The sequence below is a fragment of the Streptomyces sp. NPDC001868 genome, from assembly GCF_040297125.1.
Taxonomy (GTDB): Bacteria; Actinomycetota; Actinomycetes; order Streptomycetales; family Streptomycetaceae; genus Streptomyces.
Window position 1 is genome coordinate 30298 of sequence record NZ_JBEOYO010000044.1, and the last position, 21541, is coordinate 51838.

Consider the following 21541-nt stretch of genomic DNA (forward strand, 5'->3'; position numbering starts at 1 on the left):
CCGCCCCCCGACGCTACGGCCGCCACCCCCCCCCCCCCCCCCCCCCCCCCGCCCCCCCCCCCCCACGGCACCGGCGGCGATGAGGGTGAGGAGCGGAAGGCCGGCGTGGTGGGCGGCGAGCAGCACGGTGGTGGTCTGCAGGGCGCCGGCGGTCGTCGCGAGGTCGCCGTGCCAGGCCGTGCGGTGGAGCGTGTGCTCGACCAGGCGGCGCACACCACTGGCGCAGGCGACCATGGCGGGGCCGCCGAGGACGCTGATGACCAGGGCGGCCGCCCACCGGGAGAAGTCGGTGACGAGGACAGCGAGCGCCGCGCCGCCGGTGAGGAGCAGGAGGGTCATGAGGGCGGCCGTGGTGATCCTCAGCTGGCCGGGGTGCGTTCGCTGGGGCGGGTCGAGCAGGTAGAGGACGGCGAGCAGCAGCCCGGCTAGCGTGCCGAGGCTGGCCATCCAGGGAGTCGGCAGTGTGGTGGTGAGCGAGAGGGCGCCGGTGATGGCGGCCGCGGTCAGGCCGGCCGCGCACACGGTGGTGCCGCGGGCGCCCGGCTCGCGGTGCAGGACGGCGGCGCCGGCGGACGTCGTGGTGGCGACCAGCGTGGGCGGGTGTCGGGGCGCTGTCGCGGTGGGTGCGTCGGCGAAGGCGGCCAGCGCGGTGTACAGCCGGATGAGCCGCGTGCGGGTGTCGGCCGCGGTCGGCCGGCGGTCGGGGTTCTTGTCGAGGAGCTCCAGGACCAGCTGCTCGAGCTCGCGGGGAACACCGGGGCGCAGGGCAGACAACGGGGCCGGCGCCTCGTTGAGGTGCTGGCTGAGGACCTGCCAGCCCGTGCCGGTGAAGGGGACGTGGCCGGTGAGCAGCTCGTGGAGGAGGCAGCCGAGCGAGTAGAGGTCGCTGGGTGCGCTCAGGGTGGTGTCGCCGCGGACCTGCTCGGGCGACATGTAGGCGGGGGTGCCGATGACGACGCCGGTAACGGTCAGGGTGTGGTGAGTGGCCTCGGTCAGGCGCGCGATGCCGAAGTCGCACAGCTTCGCGGCGTTGCCGGCGGCCTGGTCGAGGAGGATGTTGGACGGCTTGAGGTCGCGGTGGACGATGCCGCGGTGGTGGGCGGCCTCCAGGGCCTGGCTGATCTGGATCGCCCAGGTCAGGGCCTGGCTGATGGGGAGCGGGCGGCCGGTGAGCGTATTCAGCGGCCGTCCGTCGACGAGGTCCATGGCCAGGAAGAGGATCCGGCGGCCGTCGAGGTCGGCGGCGCTGTGGTCCCGGACGGCGACGACGTTCGGGTGGGACAGGCGCGCGGCGACCTGTGCCTCGCGGCGGAAGGCCGCTTCCCGTACCGGGTCCCCCTCCCCCACCGGGATGATCTTGAGGGCGACGTCGTGGTTCTCGTGGAGGTCCTCGGTGCGCCAGACGGTGCCCATGCCTCCGCTGCCGATCGGCTCCTTCAGCCGGTACCGGCCGGCGACCGTCGTGCCGCGCATCAGTCCTCCAGCCCTGCTTGTCCGGGCGCTGGGGCCGGCCGGCTCCAGGCGCACCGCGGGCGAGGGCGTGCCCGCGGTGCGGGGGAGCATACGAAAACGCCTTGCCGGAGCTGGGTGGAGCGAGACCGACGCTGCGGCTGCGTCCAACGTTCCAGGGGATGTTTTTGCAGGTCAGCGCCGTGTGATTGTGGTTGTGTGGGCGTATGTGGCGGGTCGCGCCGGTGCTGCCGGACTGCGGTGGCCCCAGGTGCTGTCATCGAGTTCCGGGGGAATCCTTCGGATATGGACGACAGATGCGTGTGGTGTGGCGCCGGGCTGCCTAGTGGGCGGCGTCGCTGTGACTGAGCGTCGTGGTTAGCCACTGCGCACTTCAGTTGGCCGCTCTGGTGCCCAGTGTTCGCGACAGCCACCCGCCAGGGTGCCGCCGATGTCTGGGGCGCCCCGCATGAAACGAGTCGTAGCCGGGAGACACCCACGATGGCCAAGAAACGACCCAGACGAAGGCCGAGTGCAGCGGCCAGCGCTGCAAGGCCTGTCACGGGCGGGCCGCCGCACACGCCGCGACCGAACCGGTGCGCTGCCGTTCAAGAGCCTCGTGAGCGAGTGCGACTGGGTGGCGCTGCGCGACTGGTGCTCTCAGCCGCCGTGGAGCTGACGCTGAAGCGTGGCCTGTCGGAGGGCATCCCATCCGTCACGTCGGCGACGGTGTTGCCGATGGCCTGGCCAGCCCTGCGCCGCGACGACGGCTCGGTGCTGAGTCTGTAGAACGAACGGCGTCCGGCGACATCAGCCGCGACCTCACCGACAACCTGCGCCGCGCGCTGGCCACCGAGCCGGGCACGCCGGTGGAGGGCCTGCGCGCTCCGGCCAGCGGCCCGCGGCTCCGGGATCTACTCGACCCCGAAGGCGGGTTCGAGCCAGTTGTGCACAGCGGCTTCGAGTATTGGAGTACGGATGCGGAGAACGCTACGCCGGGTGACCGCCTCGCTGGAGCGGGCAACGTCGCGGTCACGCGACCGCCAGGCTCACGGGCGTGGACGCCGCGTACTGGTGCGGGACGCCGGGCAAGAACCACCTGCGCTGGTCATGTCACGCCCGGAGGAGCAGCTTTTGGACGCCCTTGCCCGGCGGTCCGCTCAAGCCTCGGTGAAGGCACCAGTCTCGGAATTCCTTCCGCGCTCACCGGCTCGCCGTTCCGGCCCGGGACCTGTTTAGCGGGGGCGGCACGCAGGACGTCGAGAAGCCGGCGGCCGAGTTCGCCGAGTGACTCGCGGCGGCCTCACCAACCGGCAGGCCATACTCAGTTGACAGAACGTGACGAGATCGGGCTCGAACTGACCAGCCAGCCAGATCCAACCTCTCGGAACGGGTGACTCCGTTCACAAGTCCCGCTGAAAGCAGGCAAATCCGTGTCCGAATAGCCGAGATCGAATTTGCGAACCGCGGATCTCTTGTTACGGTCTGTTACGGCCCCTGACTGGGGAAAACCCGTCGGCGCGAGCAGCCTGGACAGCTTCGACTCGCTCCGACGGGCGACGAAGATCACCACAGGAGAGGTGACGCATCGTGATACCTGACAGTACCTCGCGACAGAGGGAACAACACAATTCGAAGCCGCGCTGGGGCGTGGTTCTGGCCGCTGTCTCGGCTGCCGCGAACGTTTTCCGGTTGCTGCGGGAGCTCCTGATCCACCACTGAAAAGGGTGCTTGTTCCGCTGGTCTGTCTGCCGCTCTCCCTCGCCTCAGGGTGGGGGAGAGCTGAGGCCAGATGTGATGCTCAGAGTGGCCAACTAAGGTGCTCAGTCACAGTCGCCGGTACTGCCCTCGTCCGCGTTCCTGCCGGCAGGAGGCGTACCGGGAGCGGCGGCGGGCGGCAGCTGCCCTGCGGGCACGGATCGCTCTGCTGCAGATCTCGCGCGAGATCCGGGCCCGATGCGAGGCCCTGGAACTGCTGGTGGCCGATGCGATCGGCAACGAGCGGGCCGACGCGGGGCTGCACAGCACTGCGGCCGCGGGCTTCCGCCACCTGACCAGCGAGCTGGTGCGGTGCGCGGTGATCGCGGATCGGGAGGTGGGCGCCACCTGGGAGCAGATCGGGCGCGCACGGTCTGAGCGCGGACGCGGCCAGGGCCCGGTACGGCCGGGCCCGGCTCCTGTGGCCTCCGCCGAGGCCGAAGTGACGCCAGCGTGTGGAAAGGGGACCGGTCAGCTGCGCCGGGAGGTGGCGAGGAGGTCGTTGGCGCCCTGGCGCGCGGTGCCCGGATACAACAACGGGCCCGGCTGTATGCCGGGCCCGTCGGTCAGTAGCGGGGACAGGATTTGAACCTGCGACCTCTGGGTTATGAGCCCAGCGAGCTACCGAGCTGCTCCACCCCGCGTCGGTGAGGCCACTCTACACAGTGATCTTCGCGGGCGGGGCGGCGCACGTACGGCCGTCAGCTCCGAACGATGTTCTCGGCCTGGGGGCCCTTCTGTCCCTGGGTCACATCGAAGGTGACCGCGTCGCCCTCCGCCAGCTCGCGGTAGCCGCTGCCGGCGATGTTGGAGTAGTGGGCGAAGACGTCCGGGCCGCCGCCGTCCTGGGCGATGAAGCCGAAGCCCTTCTCCGAGTTGAACCACTTCACGGTGCCGCTGGCCATACTGCGTGTCCTTCGATCTTGCCGAGGAATCCCGGCTGGTCTGGAGTCGGAGCCCTCTGTAAACAGAGGGCACTCGGCGTCCGTTCTACCCCGTCGGCGCCGCAACTATCCGGGCCCCACGCAGTGATCGTCTAACGGAGTGCGACCTGGTGAAGCCAGGTCGCGGTCCTGGAGTGGGTCACGGCACGAGGGGGACGGGGCTACTTGCCCTTCGCGGCTTCCTTGAGCTTGGAGCCCGCCGAGACCTTCACGCTGTATCCAGCTGCGATCTCCAAAGGCTCGCCCGTCTGGGGATTGCGGGCCGTACGGGCGGCACGATGGGTGCGCTCGAAGGTCAGAAAGCCAGGGATGGTGACCTTCTCATCGCCCTTGGCGACGACGTCGCCGACGATCTCGGCGAAGGCGGCCAGAACGGCGTCGGCGTCCTTGCGGGTCACCTCGGCGCGCTCGGCGAGGGCCGCGACCAGCTCACTGCGGTTCATGCGGTACTCCGTGACGTTCGGGTTGCCGCGGCCGCTGCGCGGACGCGACGCTTCTGACGCCATACTGTCACCGGGGTCCGACAATGCTGCACGCTGCACCAGCAGCGGAGCGCTCCGTGTGACTGGTCACGATAGATGACACCTGGTCGGGGTGGATGACAGTGGCGCCTCGTCGACACGGTCTCGGGATGCGCGGGGCTGGCTCTGTACGTGGGAGCTGGCAACGTTTGTCGACGGCTTTGGGCAGCACTTGGCGATCACAGGATCGAAGAATGTCGATGAGAAGCAGCAACGCTGGGAGCACGGCGACGGTTCCGTAGAGCGGCGCGAGGATGAGCAGACCGCCACGTGACGAGTTCGTCCGCCTCACCACGAGGACACGCGGTCCTTCGAAGCCGTTGTCGTATCGAACATGGTCGTTGGGTGGGCATGAAATCCGTCGCGAGTTGCCCTGGTGGGTCGAGCCTCGGTAGCTGCGCCGTACTCCGCACGTCAAGACTCAAGCCAGGGGCTCCGAGTGAGCCGGCAGGGCAGAATGGCGGCATGGAACGCGTGACGGGCATCGGCGGCATCTTCTTCCGTGCTAGCGACCCCGAGGCACTGGCCAGCTGGTATGAGACTCACCTCGGCGTAGGACGCCCACCGGATACCTACGAGGAGCGGTCCTGGGAGACCGAGACTGGGCCAACTGTGTTCGCGCCGCTCCCGAGCGGATCGGAGCATTTCCGCACGCCCGGACAGCAGTGGGCGATCAACTTCCGGGTTCGCGATCTTGATGCCATGGTGGCCCAGCTGCGGAGCGCGGGCATCCAGGCCGATGTCCATGAGCAGGACTACCCCAATGGCCGGTTCGCCGAACTCAGCGACCCGGAGGGCACCCCGATCCAGCTCTGGGAACCCGCCGGTGCGGACGCCGTAGGAGCATCGGACTGAGCAGCCGTTCGTAGCGATCGGCGCGGTCAGCCGGTCGAACGGCGCTCCGGTTCGGGTGACGTTGGGGTGGTCGGGGCATGAGGACAGCACCCCCAGGCTCTCACCGCAAGGCCCCAGGTGTTGCCAGAGCTCGTGTACATCGCCTTCCGGCGAAACCGGGCGTTCCCCGCTCTGAGCGATAAGTGGTGTCAGCTCCCACTTACAAAACCACGGGGCCGTTGACCGGCAGACACCTGGGTTCCGGTGACAGATGGGCCCGACCAACGCGAGCGAGTGCTAACAACGATGCCCAAACGGTGCCATCTATCGCGACCGCCACGGCGCATCGTGCCTGTCCGGCAGGCTCCGCCGGTGCCCACTATGGCGACCAGTCATAGGCGCACGCCGATGGCCCATGCCGCGTTGTTGGTGGTCGTCAGCCGTACAGCCACTGCTCCCAGGCTTTGCGGCCGGTCAAGGCGGTGGCGGGGATGCCCAGTTCGGTCAGCGCGCCGGGGTACACGCGCTCGTAGGCCGTGTTGTAGGCGCTGGCGAGGGCGGCGTCGCCGAGCAGCCATGGCGCGGGGGCGTGGTCGAGGTCGAGCACGGCGAAGGCCCCTTCGTAGCGGATGCGGCCGTGGAGGAGGCCGCGCTCGAGCAGGGTGTGCCAGCCGCGCCCGACGCGCTCGACCTCGGTCATGCCCTTGGCGGTGTCGATGACGGAAGCGACGTCGAACCGGCGTTTTGGGACGCGGGCATAGAGCTTCGCGATCATCCAGGGCAGGCCCAAGATCCGAAAAAGGTGTGTGCGATGGGCGCCGCCCGTGGAGACGTTGTAGAGGGGTCCGGCCGGTCCGTTGATGACGCTGAGGGAGATTGCGGGTTCTTCGGCAAGGTGGTGGCGGAGGAACGCGGCGAGCTGCTCGGGCTTGGTGGTGAGCAGTTCGCGGGTGGCGCGGGGTATCCAGCTGGGGCCGCGAGAGGCTTCGGACCGGTCGAAGTCGCCCCAGACCTTATCGATGGCGTGCACGATGGCGTTGGTACGCACCCAGGCGGCGCTCTCGCTGGCTGCCCATTCGTGCTCTCGCTGGCGGTTGTAGAGGTTGAAGTGCGGCGACTGCGGCGCACTGGTCTGGAGCTGAGTGGTGGCCGCGCGCACCCGGTCGCTGATCTCGTGCTCGGGCCAGGCCCGCTGGAGTTGGGTGATGGCGGCGACGGTGGCGTCGAGCGCGGCGCGGTCGGCGTCGAAGGCGCGCAGGACATCCACCCGATCGATGCCGGGTGCGTCACTGCCCGCGGCGGGGCCTTCTGGCCGTTCGCCGTGCAAGGTCAGGGTGATCTGTGGGCGGTGGCGGCTGGTGGCCTCGAACGACTGCAGGGCTTGCTCGGTGGCGTCGGGGGTGGCGCTCCAGCCGCGCACGCAGAGACCGTCGTCGCGGTGCCCGGTCAGGGTGCCGTCGTTGTGCCACGTCGCTGCCCAGGTGCCGCCCGGCCGGTCGAGGTGCACGGGCCGGCGCGCCAGGTCGGCTTCAAGCCGCTGAAGATCGCCGCGGCGCCGGGCACGGGCGAGCAGGCTCGGCGCGGGGCGCAGCACACCCGCCAGGAACTCTTCGTCGAGCGGATACTCTGCGCGCTCGCCGTGCCATTCGTGCAGGAGCTCTCGTGCCTGGGTGATGCGGTGTGCGGCCTGCTGGGCTGCGTCGCGAAGTTCGTCGCCGTCAAGGTGGCCCTCGACGGCGGCCGCTGCGTGCCGGCCGGCCGCGGCCACCACCTGGTCCCACAGGTACAGCTCGTCCGTTACCTGGTGCCACAGGTAGCCCTCGCGGGCGGACGTGTCCGACTCCTGGACCGTGGTGAGGGACCGTACGATCTGGGCGCGTTCGGCGGGCGGCTGGCCGCGGCCGCGGCGTACGGCGAACTGCAGCAGGATCGAGGTGAAGCGGCGGGCGAAGTGCGTGGGCCGGGGGCGGCCGTCCTTCGTGGTGCACGTCGTCATGCGCGAAGCCGCGCACGTGGGGCATGTCCAGTCCAGTGCATCCCAGTCGGCCGCCACGCATCGGTCCTCTCGTCGGCGATCAGGTCAACCACCCCCGCAATGGGGATGGTTGCAGTGTGGCAGCGGGGACTGACACGGGAGCGCGAAAATGCCGCAGCGTCGGCGCGATCCGCTCGCTCCGGCACGCGCCCTGTCCCGGTTCACCCCGGGCCCGCGCTTCTGCTACGTGGTCGTGGCAGTCTGGCGGCGCTTGGCGCGTTCGACCTGCCGCAGCAACAGGTCGGCGAACTGAATGATCTCGGCTGCCTCGATGGGGTCGTCGAAGTCGACGGTGCGGTGGCTGGCGGGATTCTTGTACGCGCCCATGGCACCGGCGAACAGCGCGGAGGCGGCTTCCTGCTCACCGCCTTCGGCTCCGGCGTCGGCGAGCGGGCCGCCGGCCTTGCCGTTCTGGTGCGGCTGGAACGCCTTGCGCATCAGCGGCACGCCGACCAGGGAGTCGTCGAGACCGGACGCGTCCCGGACGGCGACTTCGACCGCCTTCATCGCGGCGAAGCACGCGGTCTCGTAGTCGCCCAGGTCGAAGTTGGTGCGCACCGTGTCTTCCAGCGCCGGGTGGAGCGGGCCGGTCAGCCGCTGGCGGGCCTCGAACCGCGTGATGCCCTCGGGATCCTTCGGCAGGTTCCTGCCGTCGCGGGACAGCTGGCGGAAGGCTTCCGACTGGCTGGGCACCCGGGACAGCAGCGCGTTTGCCTCCAGCCAGGCCCAGGCATCGGAGAGGCGGTCGACGAGTACCTCGGTGTCCGGCTCGTCCTGGAACGCCTGGCGGGCCGAGCCCATCGTTCCGCCGTACTGCAGGAAGCCGGTTCCGCCGGCGAGGTGCTGCAGGAGAAGGAGCGCAACGTCCCGGGTGGGCAGCTGCCGGATCTGTTCCGCCGGAGCCGGCGGCGTGAACGTGTACCTCATGGGCGCACGCTACGGCGTGGCACCGACAGAGGAGTGCCGTACCTCGGCAGAGGGACACAGATGGGCCGAACCGGTGACGGCGCGCATCGGTGCTCGTCCTGTCGGGTGGAGGGTGAGGCCCGGCAACAGCCAGAGGCCCATCGGCAGGGAGCGGCACGTGGCGTACGAGGTGATCAAGGTGGAGTTCCGTACGGAGCTCCACGCCCGCTGGTCGGTGTTCTTCGACCACCTGCGGGTGCCGTGGGCGTACGAGCCGGTGACCTTCTACGACAGTGAGGGCTCGCCGCGTACGCCGGCGTTCTGGCTGCCGGAGCAGCGGATCTGGTTCATGGCGGAGGTGGAGGCCCCGGTGTGGTGGGGCCGGTTCGCGATGGCGGCCTCGGGCTGCGACGAGTGGTTCGGCGGCCGGGACGAGGAGGCCGACAGCTGCCTGCCGGTGGAGGTTCCGGAGGAGTGGCACGGCAAAGCGTTGCTGGCCGAGGGCCCGTTCTTCCCTGACGACACGGCAGGCGTCGACACGTGGGGCCGCCCCGACCCGTGGAACGGGCCGTGGCGGTTCCACGAGGCGAACGGGATGAGCGTCTACGGCGACGAGCCGTACCAGTGGACGATGTGCCCGCAGTGCGGGGCCTTCGGCGCCGAGTTCTGCGGATACGCCGAGCGGCTGCCCTGCGGCTGCCTCGATGACCGCGAGCACCACAAGGTCGCAGGCGGCAGCGACAAACGCCTGCTGGCCGCCTACCGGGCCGCGCAGCTCGAGCAATGGCATGCCGACGACTTCACCGATCCCCACGCGACCGTGCTGTGGCCTACCGTGCGCGAGGCCCTGGTCCATCAGCCCGGCGCCGCGGCCGCCGACGCGAACTGCGCGGGCGAGTGCAGGTCGCTCGCCGAGCAGCTGCGCCAAGAGCTGTGTCCGCCTGTCGCTGGGGACAGCGAGGGCCTCGAAACGCTGTGCTCGGCATGCCCGGGGTTCGTCTGCGGGCAGTGCGGCGAACGGCCGGCCTCCGCGGCCGGTGTTCCGTGCCGGACGTGCGAGCCGGTCGTCCTTCTCACCGAGAACCAGGCGAGGCAGCGGCTCAACTGGAGGGTGGAGCAGCTCGCCGCCGCGACGGGCATCCACGGACGCAGGGTCAATGGCATCGTCAACGACTCGATCGGGGCGAAGACGAGGTCAGGGATCTCTCTGGCTCAGCTCGGCGTCGCGCTCACCAACGTCGAGCGGTGGCTGGAAGACCCGTCGTCCATGCCGACCGGGCTCCCCGCTCCCTCCTCCGAGGATCTCGACAAGCTGCACGGGGCCGAGCTGCGCAAGCTCCTCGCCACCTACGTGGGGCCGCTGGCGGGAGCGCTGCGCGAGCCGATCCCCTTCGTCCAGACGCAGTTGAACGAATGGATGGGTGCGCCCAGCCGCGCCGAGGCGACCGACGAGCAGCTGCGCGACGCCATCATCCAGGTCCGGGCCTGGATCGAGGACCCCGACTCATACCGCGCATACACCCACCCGGAGCCGCTCGAGCCCGGCGGCCTGACCGCGCCGATGCGCACGAAGACGGCCGTCGCTGACTCCTCCTGCAACCTGTGCGCCGCGCCGGTGATGGCCGGCGAACTCATCGGCCGGATGCCCCACCCGCGCCAGCCGTACGTTCCGATGGCCTGGCTGTGCGCCCACTGCCTGTTCGACCGGCGGGCCAAGCCCCGCCTCACCGACGTGCTTCTGCGGGTCTTCCACCACACCTTCAGCGGCAGCACCGCCACACTGCTGAACACCACCGAGGCCGCGGTGCTCCTCGAAGCGCTGCTGAGGGTTCCCGCACCGGAAGACGACGCGCACCTCCAGGAGGCGATCACCGCGCTCCGGCAGGGAATCGACGCGCCGGAGCCCGTGATGGGGCTGAGCTACCACCCCGCCCATGCCGCTGTGGCCGCTCTGCACGCGGCGAGGCCGCAGGAGGCCGCGGCTGGTGAGGCCGCTGTCCTCGCCGCTGTCGCTCAGCACCTGGCCGAGTGGCAGCACAACCCCCAAGACATCGACCAGGCCCCCTACAGGAACCGCACCCTGTGGCGGCAAGCCGTCCTCGAGAGCACGCTCACCCCCACCGTCCTGTCGCAGCGCGGCGGCCCCTTCTGGGTATGACGCCACCGGCGCCGTGATCCGCCCCGCCTGACCAACCTGGAGGAACACCCGATGCCGTACGACGTCACCCGCGACATCAACGCCGGCCCCCTCGTCCTGCCCGGCGTCCGCGGATCCGTAGGCGCCGTCTACTCCGAGCACCGCACCGACAAGCCGGGCTACGGCGCCGCCGTGGAGCTCCCCGCCGTTCTGGAACTCCTCGCCGCCATCGAGACCGGTCAGATCACCGCGGCCCAGGCCCAGGAGGCGTTCGCCCCCTTCCTCCACCGGCTCGAAGAGTACGACCGCGAGATGGATGACCGGGCCGCTCGCTACGAGTACAGCTGAGGAGCAGCTGTCCTGTCTCATCGAAGTTAGTCGTTCGCGTGCTGCTGACCTGCGTGGACTGGATTGGGTGAGACGCGTGGACTCGGTTCGTTGAGACAGAGCGCAAGTCTCGTGCCTGACGCATCCCGTGCCGAGGTGTCCGGTCTCAGACGACCTGGTCCCGGTCTCAGATGATCTAGTCCGACTCCCTCGTTGTCTCAGGTTGTCCGGTCTGCCGAGGCTTCCTCGTCGCTCAGTGCCGTGTAGATGGTCACGATCGACGCAATGACGTCTACCTCGGTTGGGCCGACGATTCGCAGCCATGCGAGCTCGGGCATCTCGTCGAACCGATGGACGCGCCCGGCAACGTCGTCCGGCCAGGGGTGCGGCATCTTCGGCAGGTGGATCAATGAAATCTCGTCGACGAAGCCCGATAGTTCAGGCGGCTTCCCGATCGAGATGTGGCGGAGGTTGGCGAGCGAGATGACGACGTCGGGCTTGTGCGGTCCCTCGCGGAGGGCGATCTCCAGGGAGTCTTCCTCAGCGAAGGCGTCGAACGCGATGCGGTCGATGAAGTACCCGATGCACGATGCAAGAGTGCGCGCCGCGTTCGCACACCGATTCTTGAAGCGGTCATCCACTTCAGTCGTATCAGTCACACCGAGAGGCTACGAGTCCCTGGCATCTGCGTCGCACCGGTTACCAAAGGAGCGGCCTGGCAGACCGGATCGGTTGAGACGCCGGGCGGCATCCGCACGCACCGGACCGGATCAGCTGAGACTCCGAGACGCCGCTCGTCTCACTCGATCTGGGCGCGGTAGGTCACAGGCATGGTCTCGGACCAGATCATTTGAGACGGGACACGAGGCTAGGACTCGCTCGCTCCTGAGCGGGTCCAGACGGCGAGGTCGCCTCCAGGTAGCGATACGAAGCGCCATCCTGCCGGGCCCGTGACCTGCCACGCTTCGAAGGACGGATCTGACGAGCAGTTCAGGTGGTGTCTGGCCTTGGCTGCGATGCGCCTGCCGCCCGGCGTGATCCTGGACGGCGAGGCGGTGGTGTACGTCGCCGACGACGACGGCACCGCGCGGATCAGCTTCGAGGCGGCGCAGTCCCGTGCGCTCTCCAGGCCGCGCCGGGCCCGGGAGCTCGCCGGCCGGCACCCCGCGACGTACGTGGCGTTCGACGTCCTGGCCCACCCCGCGGCGGGCTTCCCCGACCTTCGCCCGCGTCCGTCCATGGAGCGCCACCAGGTCCTCCTGGACGTGCTCGCCGACGCCGGTCCGCCGATCGTGCCGGTGTGGTCGACCACCGACCTGGACGAGGCCATGCTCTGGTACGAGGCGCTCGAAGGAACGGGTGTCGAGGGGATCGTGGCAAAGCCGCTGCGGGGTGCCTACGAGGCAGGCCGCGTGTGGGCGAAGATCAGGCACGCCGACACCATCGACGCGGCCGTGGTCGGGTTCACCGGCAACGCCCGGCACCCGAAGGCCCTCGCCGTACATCTGCCCGACGGACGCGTAGCGCTGTCCCAGCGGCTGACCACGGCGCTCTCCTCCGTCGTCGCCCCGCGCCTGCTCCCCCAGACCGGGCGGGCGTTCACGAAGGCCGGCGACTCCTACACGCCCGCCGTCGGCGACGTGGTGGTAGAGGTCGTAGCGGGCACGACCCGGCACGCGGTCGTCTTCCCTGTCAAGTTCTTCTGTTCAGTCTCCTGGAGCTCCTGAGTGCGTGCTTTTGATAGACCCAGGTCAGCCCCACCCGCCACTACGAGTTCAACCTGAGTAGTCCTCGAGTTGGCCGTCCGGGACGGGGCTGCCGGTGAGGATGTCCCACTCGTCGCCGCGGCGTACTTGGACGGCGATGTGGATCGGGCCGTCGAGGCGGCTGCGGGTGCCGGGGAGCGGGGATCGGGCTGCGGAGGGTCTCGATGGCGGGCGTGAAGGGCCGGCACCGGGCGGCTCTCCTGCGCTGTCCCTGTGTGTCAGCGGACGAGCCGTCGGGCGTCCCAGACGAGGATGGAGGCGCTGCCCAGGTGCCAGGTGGCCAGGTACCGGCCGTCGGGCGAGGTCCGCACGTGGTGGTCGTCCTTGCCGCGGCGGTCCGGGGTGAACTCGCCGAGCAGTTCGCCGGTGTCGGTCCGGTGGATGCGGACGGTGTCCCCCGGGACGGCGAGCCAGCGGCCGCCATCGCCGAGGGCGAACCGGTGCGAGCCCGGGATGTGCAGGCGCTCCCGGCCGCCGGGCAGACCCAGGATCCGGACCCCGTCCAGGGTGACGGTGGCCAGCCAGCTGCCGTCGGGGGCGAAGGCCAGGCGGTAGACGGACCCCGGTGACGTGGGGAGTTCGGCCCGCAGTTTGCCGGAGACGGGGTCCCACAGCTGGATCCGCCCGCTCTGTTCGCCGACGGCGACGGTCCGGCCGTCCGGGGAGCAGGCCATGGCGGTGACGAGGGTGCGGTCGTCCGACTCCTTCCCGAGCCGTTTGATCGCGTAGGTCGTGCTGTCGATGACCGCGGGGCGGGGCCGGGTGTCGGTGGCGACCCAGGCACCGCCTGGGTCGAGGGCGAGTTGGGTGGTCCAGCCGTCGACCGACCGCAGGCGCCGGCCGGTGGCGGCGTCCCACCAGCGGGCGGCGTCGTAGTCCCCGGTGATGACCCGGCTGCCGTCCGGCGTGATCGCGCACACCTCGTGGATCCCCTCGGTCGGGCCCAGGACGTGCCGCACGCTCCGGTCGGCGACGTCGTGGATCCGGCTGGCCTTGTGGCCCGAGGCCGTCACCAGCCAGCTGCCGTCCGCCGCCAGGGCGACGTCCTTGACATACGACGGGGACGGCAGCACGCCCACCAGGGCTGACGTCAGGTCGGTGGCGACGCGCCCCGGCGTCTCCTCCCGCAGCTCCTGCCGGAAGAGCTCGGCCTCCGTCCGCAGGGCGGCCTCGCCGGCCAGGGCGTCTAGCAGCAGCCCTGCCCGGAGAACCGGGTCCGGGCAGGCGCGGTGCTCCAGGCGGTGGGCGACGCGGTCCACGGCCCGGCGGGCCGCGTCGATCTCGGGAGTGTCGAACATCTCCAGGTCCGCGCGGAGTGCGGCCACGCCGCAGACCCTGACCTTCGCGGCCTGCCAGCGGGGGTTTTGCACCAGTCGTACGGCGGCGGCGCGGTCGTGGGCGGCGATGTGCCAGGGCAGGTGGTGCCAGAGGTAGGTCTCGGCGACCGGCAGCTGCCACCAGTGGCCGCCCTCCGGCGGCAGGGTGACGGCCCGGGCGAGGACGCGGCGGTGCCCGGCGCGGATCTCCTCCGGGGTGCGGTGGGAGGAGATGAGGGCGTGCAGCCGTCCGGGGAACGTGATCCGCCGCAGTCCGTCGCGGCCCCGGGGCAGGGCGACGAGTCCCCGGCTTTCCATCATCGGCAGGACGGTCAGGGCGGGGCGCTCCGGCGTGACGTCCTCCCAGCCGACGGCCAGGTCCGACAGCAGGATTTCGACGTCCGGGGGGAGGGCGGTGAGCGCCAGGACCTCGTCCCGGAAGCTGTGGAGGTCGCCCAGCGCCTCCCCCTCCGGGCCGCCGCCCCACTCCGCCGCCCGGGCGGCCGCTGCGCCAGCTTTGGCCCGTTCGTGCCGTTTCCCGCGCCGGAACCAGTCCATGTGCCGCCCCTCCCTACCCGACTGACGGACAGTCAATCAGAGCCTCTGCCGGCAACCCCGCGGGGGTGAGACCGCGCAAGCCGACGTCCGACCACAGACCCCAGGTCCGCGGCGTCAGCCACGACACCCGCGAGCTGACCGAGTCCGCAGCCCGGTCCCCTCGCCGCGACACATCCACCGGCATCGGACGCACCTGCCCCCACCGGAACAGCTTCGTGAAGGCCGCCGCCTCCCGGTCCCACTTCGCCCCGCTGATCCGCTCCGGGTTCTCCGGCGCCACACATCGCCAGTGCCGATAGTCACGAAGATCCCGTTCGGTGGCCCTTCGCCACGGGACCCCACGCGAGGACAAGAACTCGAGCAGCAACCGCGTATCCGTGGCGTAGTTGCGCTTCGACTCCCGTTCGAGCGTGCTGAATTCCCTCGAGCGGACGTAGTGCAGCAGATCCGCGTCGACCATCCCATCGGGCCTGATGAACACCGGATCGCCTGGCCGCAGCCCGATCCGTGCCACTGCCTCCGGCAGGTCCTGTACCCCCAGGACGCCGTCAGCTGGCAGCGCTCTCCACCGTCCCGAATCCGGTACCCACACCACATGCCACGTGCCCACCAGCCGCCTCCCCCTGACGCTTGAACACAAGCAATCATCAGGGAAGTGGTCAGCGCGTACGGGCGCTCTGCGAGCGGTGCTGCGGGGGCGATGTAGTACGGCCGGTCGTAGCTGATCGGGATCACGCCCTGCGGGTCGATGAACCCCACCACCGTGATCGTGCGCTTGGTCGGCAGCGGCAGGCGGGCGAGGTCGTCCTCGGAGAGCGGCAGCATGCGGCCGTCCGGCAGGGCGACGCCCCGCCCGACCTCGGAATAGCTGATCTCCCGGCCCTCCGCAGCACAGAAGCGGCGGTGCTGGACGCGGCTGCCGTCGGCGGTGTGGATCTCGTGGAGCCGCACGGTGTGCTCTTCGGTAGCCGCGTAGAGCTGGACAGGGATCGCGACCATCCCGAAGGCGATGGTGCCCAACCAGGTAGCGGTGGCCCTCATGCCTCCAGCGTCGGCGGCCGTGGCTCCCCTCGCATCCGGGAGGAGAAGCCACGGCCGCGTGAGGCACCGGGGAGCTCGGTCAGCGGTGGCGGAGTTCCTCAGCCCAGTTCCGGAGCCGGTCTTCGAGGGTGAGGTTGTCGCCGCGGGCCACGGTCTGCAGCAGCTGGGCGCACACGGTCGCTTCGGCGGCGAGGCCGGCCGGACTGCCCAGGACGGGGAATGCGTCGCGGACGCGGGCGGTGACGTCCTCCTGGAGCAGTGAGTAGGCGTAGAGCGTGGCGGCGTCGAACCCCTCCGGAGCCTGACCCCAGCCCTCCCAGTCCAGAAGCCTCAGCGGCGCGGTGACATTAGCCCAGTGCAAGTCGGCGTGGGCAGTGGTCCAGCGGGGCACGGCCGGGGCCGGGATGCCCACGAACTCGAGGATCGCCCGGTCCATGTACTGCTGGCGTACGGCGACACGGTCGGTGTCGACGGCCGCCACCTTCTCCAGCGTCCCGGCGAGGTCGGCCCACCAGGAGTCCGGCAGCTGGAGGCCGCGCTGGAGGACCGGGTCGTCGGACAGGACCGGCTGGTAGACGCGCACCGACAGCTCCGCCCGGTAGGCGGTGCCGTCGTCGACGGCGTCGCGGACGGCCAGGAGCGCGGGCCGGTGCCCGTCGAGGTCGCCGAAGGCGTGCTGGGCATCAAGGGCGCCGTCCCGCAGCTTCCCTGACGCCTTGTTCTCCGGGGCGGACACCAGCCGCAGCCACGCCGGGGCGCCGGCGGCGGTGCGGGCCGGGGCACCCAGGGTGCGCCCGACCCACCCCCAGAACTCGCTGCCCGACTCGGTCCGTGCGTCCAGGGCCAGGGCGGCGCGGGCGTGGTGGTCGCGCATGCGGCGCTCGGTGTCCGGGTCAGGAGGAGTCGCGTACACCAGTGATCTCCCGTAACTGGGCGATGGTCGACGAGGGTTGGGCAACGGCGTCGACAGTGGCACAGAGCGGCAACGAGTGTGAGGACGTGTCAGTGGCGCGGCTTACCGTGCGTGCCCATGACACGTCGCACCCGTTTCCTGGTCACCGAGCACCCGGCCATCGCCGCTCAGTGGCATCCGGACCTGAACGCCGACCTGGATCTGTCGCAGATCGGCCCCGGCTCCCACAGGCGGCGTTCTGGCTGTGTGACGCCGGGCATGTCTGGCAGGCGCAGGTGCACTCCCGGGTTGCAGGCAGCGGCTGCCCGCAGTGTGCCGGTTATGTACCGCGCGGCCGGGCCAAGCTGAGTGACCGCGCCCCGCACCTGGTGACTGAGTGGCACCCCCGCAACGACGTCTCGCCGGACAGCGTCGGGCCTGGCTCCCAGCGCAAGGTCTGGTGGCTCTGCCCGGTCGGCCACGAGTACCAGGCGCGGATATCCAACCGCAGCCGCGGCACCGGTTGTCCCACCTGCGCCCGCGCCGGCCGTGATGTCCCTGCCGGTCTCCTCTCCGACGTGCCGGAGCTGTTCGCGCAGATAGACCCGGATACCGCCCCGGCCGATGTTGTTGAGCTGCTCGTCAATTCGAGCGTCCGGCTGGGGTGGCGCTGTGCCCAGGGCCACCGCTGGGAAGCGAAGGTGAGTCACCGCGCCATCACCGGATCAGGGTGTCCGCGCTGCGCCGGAAAGCGGCGTTCCCCGGCCCTGCGGGAAGCGCGTCCGGATCTGGCGGCGGAGTGGCACCCCGACCGCAACGACGCCCCTGCCGCCGACGCGATCACTGCTGGGTCTCACCGCGTGGTCTGGTGGAAGTGTGCGGTGTGCGCCGGTGAGTTCCGGGCCAAGGTCTTCCACCGAGTCCGCGGCCTGGCCAAGTGCCCCGCCTGTACCGGCCGTGTGCGATACCAGGCGCTGGCGTACGAGAGCCCCGAGATCGCGGCCCTGTGGCACCGGCGGCTGAACGGCGCCCTGACGCCTGCCGAGGTGACTGCCGGCGCCAATGTGCCCGTCTGGTGGCTGTGCCCCGCCGGGCATGAGCCGTGGTCGGCGCAGGTCGCTCAGGTGTTCATGGGCAGGCAGGGCTGCCCGCGCTGCCGGAAGCGGATCAGCATGTCGCGGCAGGAGACGGAGCTGTTCGCGGAACTGCAGCACGTCCTGACGGGCGGGGAGCAGCAGTATCCGCTTCGCACGGCGCAGGCCCGGTTCCGGCTCGACATGGTCTTCCCGTCGCAGGAAGGCGGGGCGGTGGTGGTGGAGTTCGACGGCTCGTACTGGCATCGCGATGCGGAAGAACGTGACCGGCTCAAGGCGGAAGCCATTGAGCGTCACCGGCCTGGCTGGGTGGTGGTGCGGGTACGTGAAGAACCGTTGCAGCTCACCCGGCACAGCGACGTCGTCGTCCCTCTGCTGGCCGACCCGTTCACGGCCGCCAGCATCGTCATCGAACACCTGATGCCGCTCACCTCATGGGCTGACGAGGCACACCAACGTGCTCGCGCCTACGTCAAGGGCGGGCGTCGCATGGGTTCTGCGCTGGCGCAACGGCTGATCGCTGAATACCAGCACGCGACTTCGCCGGGCGAGGAGCAAAGCGTGCCCTTTCCCAGCTCCGGCCGGATAGAGGGCGTGCAGTCTGCCTTGTGGTGAGGCTGGGCGGCCGGAGCGGCAAAAGCGGAGGCCGCCGAGCGCCCGCGTGCCGGATGATGCTCGCCACGCGCAAGGGAAGGGCATCAGGATGAACAGCAGCTTCGGGCCGGATCTGACGAGGATCTTGGCTGCGGCTACCGAGAACATCCGGCGAACCGTCGCAGCAACGGTCATGCCGCCGGTGGAGATCCGCATACCCGCGATGGATCACCTGGCCGAGGCGGTCGCCCCGCTCCAGCCAGCACTGGAACGTCTGGATGCGATGATGCCTGCCAACTGGCAGGGCAGCCACCTCGCCTACTCGGAAATGATCGTTCTGATGCAGGAGGGCGTTCCGCTGGCCTGGGTGCCCCCGGCCGACGTGATCCGCCAGTTGCTCACCGCCGACGACGCAGCCTCCCGTGCGCAGGTCATCGACGACTGCCGCCCGGCCATCCTCACCTCCTGCAAGGCAGCTCTCGCTGCCGTCACGGACACGCGGTTCCATGAGCAGAAGGTACTGATCGAAGAGTGCGTGCACATGGCTGAACACGGCATGTTCAGCGGCGCCCAGGCCTTGGCTGCCAACGTGTGGGACACCCTCATCCGCGGCCTGGCCTTCGCCAACCCCGGCTGGCTCAAGCCCAACGGCCAGTGGCCGGGCTACGCCAAGGTCTTGGAGAACATCCCGGCCGTGGAGGACGACGACCCCACAATCCGCCAGTTCCGCGAGGCTGCGGCCTTCCTGCCGTTCCCGAAGGCGCTGGAGCCGTTCTGGCCGCCGGCCCCGGTCCCTGAGCACTTCAACCGGCACGCCACGGCTCACGCGGCCGCGACCACGCAGTACACCCCGGTCAACGCCGTAACCGGGGTCATGCTCGCCGTCAGCGTGCTCCGAGACATCGACGACATGGGCTACCCCGTCCAACTCCACGCCTGATCTGTCCGCCCTCATGGGCTCCCCCGCTTACCGTGGGGCCGTGACGACGCCTTCCGACGATGCTGCCGACGCTGAGCCGGTACCCGTGGCGGTCCGGGTCGTACTGCCCGCCGACCCGGTGCTGGGGCATCCCGAGCAGGAAGTCGTCGCGCGGCTGTGGAAGCGGCGGCAAACGAAGACGGGCTGGGCCTATCTCGTGGGGCTGCCGTCCTACCGAGATCGCGAGGACGGCGGTGTGGAGGCGGCCGAGTACCGGGTATGGGTGCGCGCCCCCGACCACGTACGGCCGGTCGACGGCGTCGACTACGACCAGGTCGCAACCGAGAGGCTGGAGCGGTCGCCGCAGTCGGTGGTCCGTGAGGTCCTCGGAGAGCGCCGGCCTTCAGGGTGGGTGCTCGCCAAGGTGCGCGACGGGCGCGGCCCCGCCCGGTCCGTCGTGCACGCACCGGACTGCGAGGAAGCACCGGCGAGCGCCCCGCTGCTCGATGCGGACCGCGCCCTGGACGCGGCAGAGCACCCGGACACCCGGCTGTGCACGCTGTGCGGAGCCGCGCAGGAGCTGACGCCTTTGCTCCGTGGCTTCGACCACATCACCGACTCCGCTTCCGACGACTCCTGACCCCTGGCCGCCGCATCGTCGGCGGCCTGGCGCGGCGGCCTCGCCCGGCGCGCAACACCAGGGAGCGCGCCCCGATCCCCGGCTGCGTCCGCGCCGCCCATTCCTGCCCTCCCTCTCCTCTAACTCCAGCCAGGGCATGGGTAAAAGCGGTCGCAACGGGGATGTCAGCGGCCCGACCACGCCCGTACGGTCGGGGTGACCTGCACGGATGCGGGAGCGTCGGCGAGGCTCGCGCAAGAGAAGTCGCAAGAGATGCCTCAGGAGAAGACGCAAGAGTTGCCGCAGGAGATGTCGCCGCGCGGCAGACCGGAGCGCGGTTCGAACAGCAGTACCTTTGCCCCGTGGCAGCTTCGTACGACTTCCCCCAGGACCTGACCGACGCGCAGGACGAACTCCGTCAGGTCCGCGCTGATCTGCAGACGGTCTACCAGCGGGTGCCGTGGTCGGCCGAACCGCTGGACGCGTGGGAGACGCACGAGAGCGCCTGGCGGCCCTCGTCCCGCCCTGCCTCCCCCGTCTGGGATCCCCAGGACGCGGCGGAGATCGCCCGGCTACGGGCGCGGGAAGTCGAACTTGCCACGGCGATCGTCACGCATGCGTACTGGAGCGAGTTCGCCCCGGCCGATGTCCTCGCGGCCCGCGACGCGCTCAAGCACCACCACGAGCAGCAGATGGCTGGCGCCTCCAGCTAGTTAGTGTCCGACGGGTCACGTGACGAAGCCGTGTCTGTGTCGTCGCGGCCCGTGTGAGGCGGGGTGATCTCTCGGACGCATAGTGGGCTCGACTCCGGGCCGGCCGGTGGCGGGCAGCGGCGGCCCTTTCTACGATCATGGCCCGCACACGAAGTAGGCCCTGCTCATCGAACCGGAACTCCCTTTGCTGCAACGCACTACAGCGTTCGGTACACCCGAACGGTAACCGGCGGGTGCTCATAGGACTCTGGGCAGTAGTAGATCTGCAATTCTTCGCCTCCCAGATTGATCTGGGTCGGGTCGCCCGCCGGTGGGTAACCTTTCCGGTCATCGGCGTCGGCGTCCTCCAGCGGGCGCCAACCGCCTTCGTTGTCCTCGTTCCATTCACTGAGGCCAACGGTGAACAGGGGCTCGGTCACCGTGCCGCATCCGCATCGTGGCGGGTCGGCGGCATCGGCAAAGTCCGATGAGACGACACCCCAGCCGCCGGTCTTCCAGCCCGGAGCCACCGCGAACTCGGTGTAGTGATGGCCGGTTTCCTCCTGCCACGCGTCCACGCGTGCGCTCACCGCAGCAGGCAGCTGGGTGGGCGCCGGGTACTCGGTCACCTGTTCCGGATGCAGGACACAGGGCGCGGGCCAGTAGTCGTCCAGTTCGATGACAGGCGGCTCCGGTGGGGGCGAAAGAAGTGCGGTGACCTGGTCGGCACGGCGCCAGCGCACGTGGATGGCCGGGATGTCGTCGTCGTGGTCCATGAACGGGCACCACAGGATCTGCAGCAGGTCGGTGCCGTCCGGGACAGGCAGGCCGGGGACGTCGCGGGCATAGAGCTGAGCCACGGGCAGCAGCGGCACCGGATCTGTATAGGGGCTGTCGGTCTCCTTCGGTGTCCTTCGGTCGAAGATCGACTGTTCCTCGGGCGTGGGCGGTTCATCGTCCGGCCGTGACCACCGGGCGACCGCAATGTGATGCCAGGCGCGCACCGCGTCCAGCTCCACCACCTCGTATACCTCGTGCGACCGTGTGCACGTCGGCCACGGCTCGTCCTGCGGCCACAGCAGCGGGCCACCCACCGAACTGTCCTCAACCGTGGGCAAGCCCGACCGCGGATGGAGCCG

20 protein-coding genes, 1 tRNA gene and 3 pseudogenes are annotated in these 21541 nt (G+C 70.1%); 11 read left to right on the forward strand and 13 right to left on the reverse strand.

Going from position 1 to position 21541, the window contains the following annotated elements; genetic code table 11:
• A partial coding sequence (locus ABT147_RS35345; RefSeq protein WP_351413942.1) for a serine/threonine-protein kinase occupies positions 1-1473 on the reverse strand: 1473 nt, incomplete at its 3' end.
• 512 nt (positions 1474-1985) lie between these two features.
• Here ABT147_RS35345 and ABT147_RS35350 point away from each other — a divergent pair.
• Together ABT147_RS35350 and ABT147_RS35355 are read left to right on the forward strand one after the other, a co-directional pair.
• Positions 1986-2737: pseudogene (locus ABT147_RS35350) on the forward strand (DUF5926 family protein); the annotation flags it as partial.
• A gap of 531 nt (positions 2738-3268) precedes the next feature.
• On the forward strand, positions 3269-3796 hold the full coding sequence (locus ABT147_RS35355; RefSeq protein WP_351413944.1) for a hypothetical protein: 528 nt from the start codon (positions 3269-3271) through the stop codon (positions 3794-3796).
• On the opposite strand, the gene ABT147_RS35360 is transcribed toward ABT147_RS35355, so the two are convergent.
• The 3 genes from ABT147_RS35360 to ABT147_RS35370 form a co-directional block, all read right to left on the reverse strand.
• Positions 3778-3851 (reverse strand) — tRNA-Met (locus ABT147_RS35360). The genes ABT147_RS35355 and ABT147_RS35360 overlap by 19 nt on opposite strands.
• Positions 3852-3908: 57 nt before the next feature.
• The gene (locus ABT147_RS35365; RefSeq protein ID WP_053679654.1) at positions 3909-4112 is read right to left on the reverse strand and encodes a cold-shock protein; all 204 of its coding nucleotides are present in this window, start codon (positions 4110-4112) and stop codon (positions 3909-3911) included.
• 200 nt (positions 4113-4312) lie between these two features.
• Positions 4313-4594, reverse strand: coding sequence for an HU family DNA-binding protein (locus tag ABT147_RS35370; RefSeq protein ID WP_053679652.1), 282 nt, complete (start codon positions 4592-4594; stop codon positions 4313-4315).
• A 543-nt stretch (positions 4595-5137) separates the two neighbouring features.
• On the opposite strand from ABT147_RS35370, the gene ABT147_RS35375 reads away from it, so the two are divergent.
• Entirely contained in the window at positions 5138-5527 is a 390-nt protein-coding gene (locus ABT147_RS35375) for a VOC family protein (RefSeq protein WP_351413946.1), read from the forward strand.
• A gap of 415 nt (positions 5528-5942) precedes the next feature.
• Here the strand turns inward: ABT147_RS35375 and ABT147_RS35380 are convergent, their stop codons facing one another.
• Both ABT147_RS35380 and ABT147_RS35385 read right to left on the reverse strand, forming a co-directional pair.
• A complete protein-coding gene (locus tag ABT147_RS35380; protein ID WP_351413948.1) occupies positions 5943-7559 on the reverse strand; it encodes a hypothetical protein in 1617 nt (538 codons plus the stop codon).
• Positions 7560-7724: 165 nt separating this feature from the next.
• The gene (locus ABT147_RS35385; RefSeq protein ID WP_351413950.1) at positions 7725-8468 is read right to left on the reverse strand and encodes a TIGR02391 family protein; all 744 of its coding nucleotides are present in this window, start codon (positions 8466-8468) and stop codon (positions 7725-7727) included.
• A 157-nt stretch (positions 8469-8625) separates the two neighbouring features.
• Here ABT147_RS35385 and ABT147_RS35390 point away from each other — a divergent pair, with 157 nt between their 5' ends.
• Both ABT147_RS35390 and ABT147_RS35395 read left to right on the forward strand, forming a co-directional pair.
• On the forward strand, positions 8626-10605 hold the full coding sequence (locus ABT147_RS35390; RefSeq protein WP_351413953.1) for a hypothetical protein: 1980 nt from the start codon (positions 8626-8628) through the stop codon (positions 10603-10605).
• 51 nt (positions 10606-10656) lie between these two features.
• A complete protein-coding gene (locus ABT147_RS35395) occupies positions 10657-10932 on the forward strand; it encodes a hypothetical protein (RefSeq protein WP_053679643.1) in 276 nt (91 codons plus the stop codon).
• A 197-nt stretch (positions 10933-11129) separates the two neighbouring features.
• Here ABT147_RS35395 and ABT147_RS35400 read toward each other — a convergent pair whose 3' ends face one another.
• On the reverse strand, positions 11130-11570 hold the full coding sequence (locus ABT147_RS35400) for a hypothetical protein (protein WP_351413955.1): 441 nt from the start codon (positions 11568-11570) through the stop codon (positions 11130-11132).
• A 209-nt stretch (positions 11571-11779) separates the two neighbouring features.
• On the reverse strand, positions 11780-11995 hold the full coding sequence (locus ABT147_RS35405; protein WP_351413957.1) for a DUF6188 family protein: 216 nt from the start codon (positions 11993-11995) through the stop codon (positions 11780-11782).
• Here ABT147_RS35405 and ABT147_RS35410 point away from each other — a divergent pair.
• Positions 11928-12638: an ATP-dependent DNA ligase gene (locus ABT147_RS35410; protein ID WP_351413960.1), complete on the forward strand. Its 711-nt coding sequence runs from the start codon at positions 11928-11930 to the stop codon at positions 12636-12638. The genes ABT147_RS35405 and ABT147_RS35410 overlap by 68 nt on opposite strands.
• A gap of 257 nt (positions 12639-12895) precedes the next feature.
• Here the strand turns inward: ABT147_RS35410 and ABT147_RS35415 are convergent, their stop codons facing one another.
• The 4 genes and pseudogenes from ABT147_RS35415 to ABT147_RS35430 all read right to left on the reverse strand — a co-directional run bounded on the left by ABT147_RS35415 (position 12896) and on the right by ABT147_RS35430 (position 16505).
• Entirely contained in the window at positions 12896-14551 is a 1656-nt protein-coding gene (locus tag ABT147_RS35415; RefSeq protein ID WP_351413962.1) for a WD40 repeat domain-containing protein, read from the reverse strand.
• Positions 14552-14564: 13 nt separating this feature from the next.
• Complete coding sequence (locus tag ABT147_RS35420; protein ID WP_351414052.1) at positions 14565-15065, reverse strand: hypothetical protein; 501 nt, start codon at positions 15063-15065, stop codon at positions 14565-14567.
• A gap of 161 nt (positions 15066-15226) precedes the next feature.
• Positions 15227-15592, reverse strand: a pseudogene (locus ABT147_RS35425) (Ku protein); the annotation flags it as partial.
• Between the two features lie 79 nt (positions 15593-15671).
• Positions 15672-16505 (reverse strand): hypothetical protein, encoded by an 834-nt coding sequence (locus ABT147_RS35430; protein ID WP_351413964.1) that lies wholly within the window; start codon positions 16503-16505, stop codon positions 15672-15674.
• Between the two features lie 23 nt (positions 16506-16528).
• On the opposite strand from ABT147_RS35430, the pseudogene ABT147_RS35435 reads away from it, so the two are divergent.
• The 5 genes and pseudogenes from ABT147_RS35435 to ABT147_RS35455 form a co-directional block, all read left to right on the forward strand.
• A pseudogene (locus ABT147_RS35435) lies at positions 16529-16966 on the forward strand (zinc-ribbon domain-containing protein); the annotation flags it as partial.
• Between the two features lie 96 nt (positions 16967-17062).
• On the forward strand, positions 17063-18193 hold the full coding sequence (locus ABT147_RS35440) for a zinc-ribbon domain-containing protein (RefSeq protein WP_351414042.1): 1131 nt from the start codon (positions 17063-17065) through the stop codon (positions 18191-18193).
• Positions 18194-18281: 88 nt separating this feature from the next.
• Positions 18282-19112 (forward strand): hypothetical protein, encoded by an 831-nt coding sequence (locus ABT147_RS35445; protein WP_351413966.1) that lies wholly within the window; start codon positions 18282-18284, stop codon positions 19110-19112.
• Between the two features lie 85 nt (positions 19113-19197).
• A complete protein-coding gene (locus tag ABT147_RS35450) occupies positions 19198-19731 on the forward strand; it encodes a DUF6233 domain-containing protein (protein WP_351414044.1) in 534 nt (177 codons plus the stop codon).
• 341 nt (positions 19732-20072) lie between these two features.
• Positions 20073-20423: a DUF8825 domain-containing protein gene (locus ABT147_RS35455; RefSeq protein WP_351413969.1), complete on the forward strand. Its 351-nt coding sequence runs from the start codon at positions 20073-20075 to the stop codon at positions 20421-20423.
• Positions 20424-20620: 197 nt separating this feature from the next.
• Here ABT147_RS35455 and ABT147_RS35460 read toward each other — a convergent pair whose 3' ends face one another.
• Complete coding sequence (locus tag ABT147_RS35460; RefSeq protein ID WP_351413971.1) at positions 20621-21424, reverse strand: hypothetical protein; 804 nt, start codon at positions 21422-21424, stop codon at positions 20621-20623.
• Positions 21425-21541: the final 117 nt, after the last annotated feature.

Coding starts and splice junctions, on each gene's coding strand:
- ABT147_RS35375 (WP_351413946.1), top strand. CDS start 5,138: ATGGAACGCGTGACGGGCATCGGCGGCATCTTCTTCCGTGCTAGCGAC.
- ABT147_RS35395 (WP_053679643.1), top strand. CDS start 10,657: ATGCCGTACGACGTCACCCGCGACATCAACGCCGGCCCCCTCGTCCTG.
- ABT147_RS35370 (WP_053679652.1), bottom strand. CDS start 4,594: ATGAACCGCAGTGAGCTGGTCGCGGCCCTCGCCGAGCGCGCCGAGGTG.
- ABT147_RS35410 (WP_351413960.1), top strand. CDS start 11,928: ATGCGCCTGCCGCCCGGCGTGATCCTGGACGGCGAGGCGGTGGTGTAC.
- ABT147_RS35445 (WP_351413966.1), top strand. CDS start 18,282: ATGAACAGCAGCTTCGGGCCGGATCTGACGAGGATCTTGGCTGCGGCT.
- ABT147_RS35415 (WP_351413962.1), bottom strand. CDS start 14,551: ATGGACTGGTTCCGGCGCGGGAAACGGCACGAACGGGCCAAAGCTGGC.
- ABT147_RS35365 (WP_053679654.1), bottom strand. CDS start 4,112: ATGGCCAGCGGCACCGTGAAGTGGTTCAACTCGGAGAAGGGCTTCGGC.
- ABT147_RS35385 (WP_351413950.1), bottom strand. CDS start 8,468: ATGAGGTACACGTTCACGCCGCCGGCTCCGGCGGAACAGATCCGGCAG.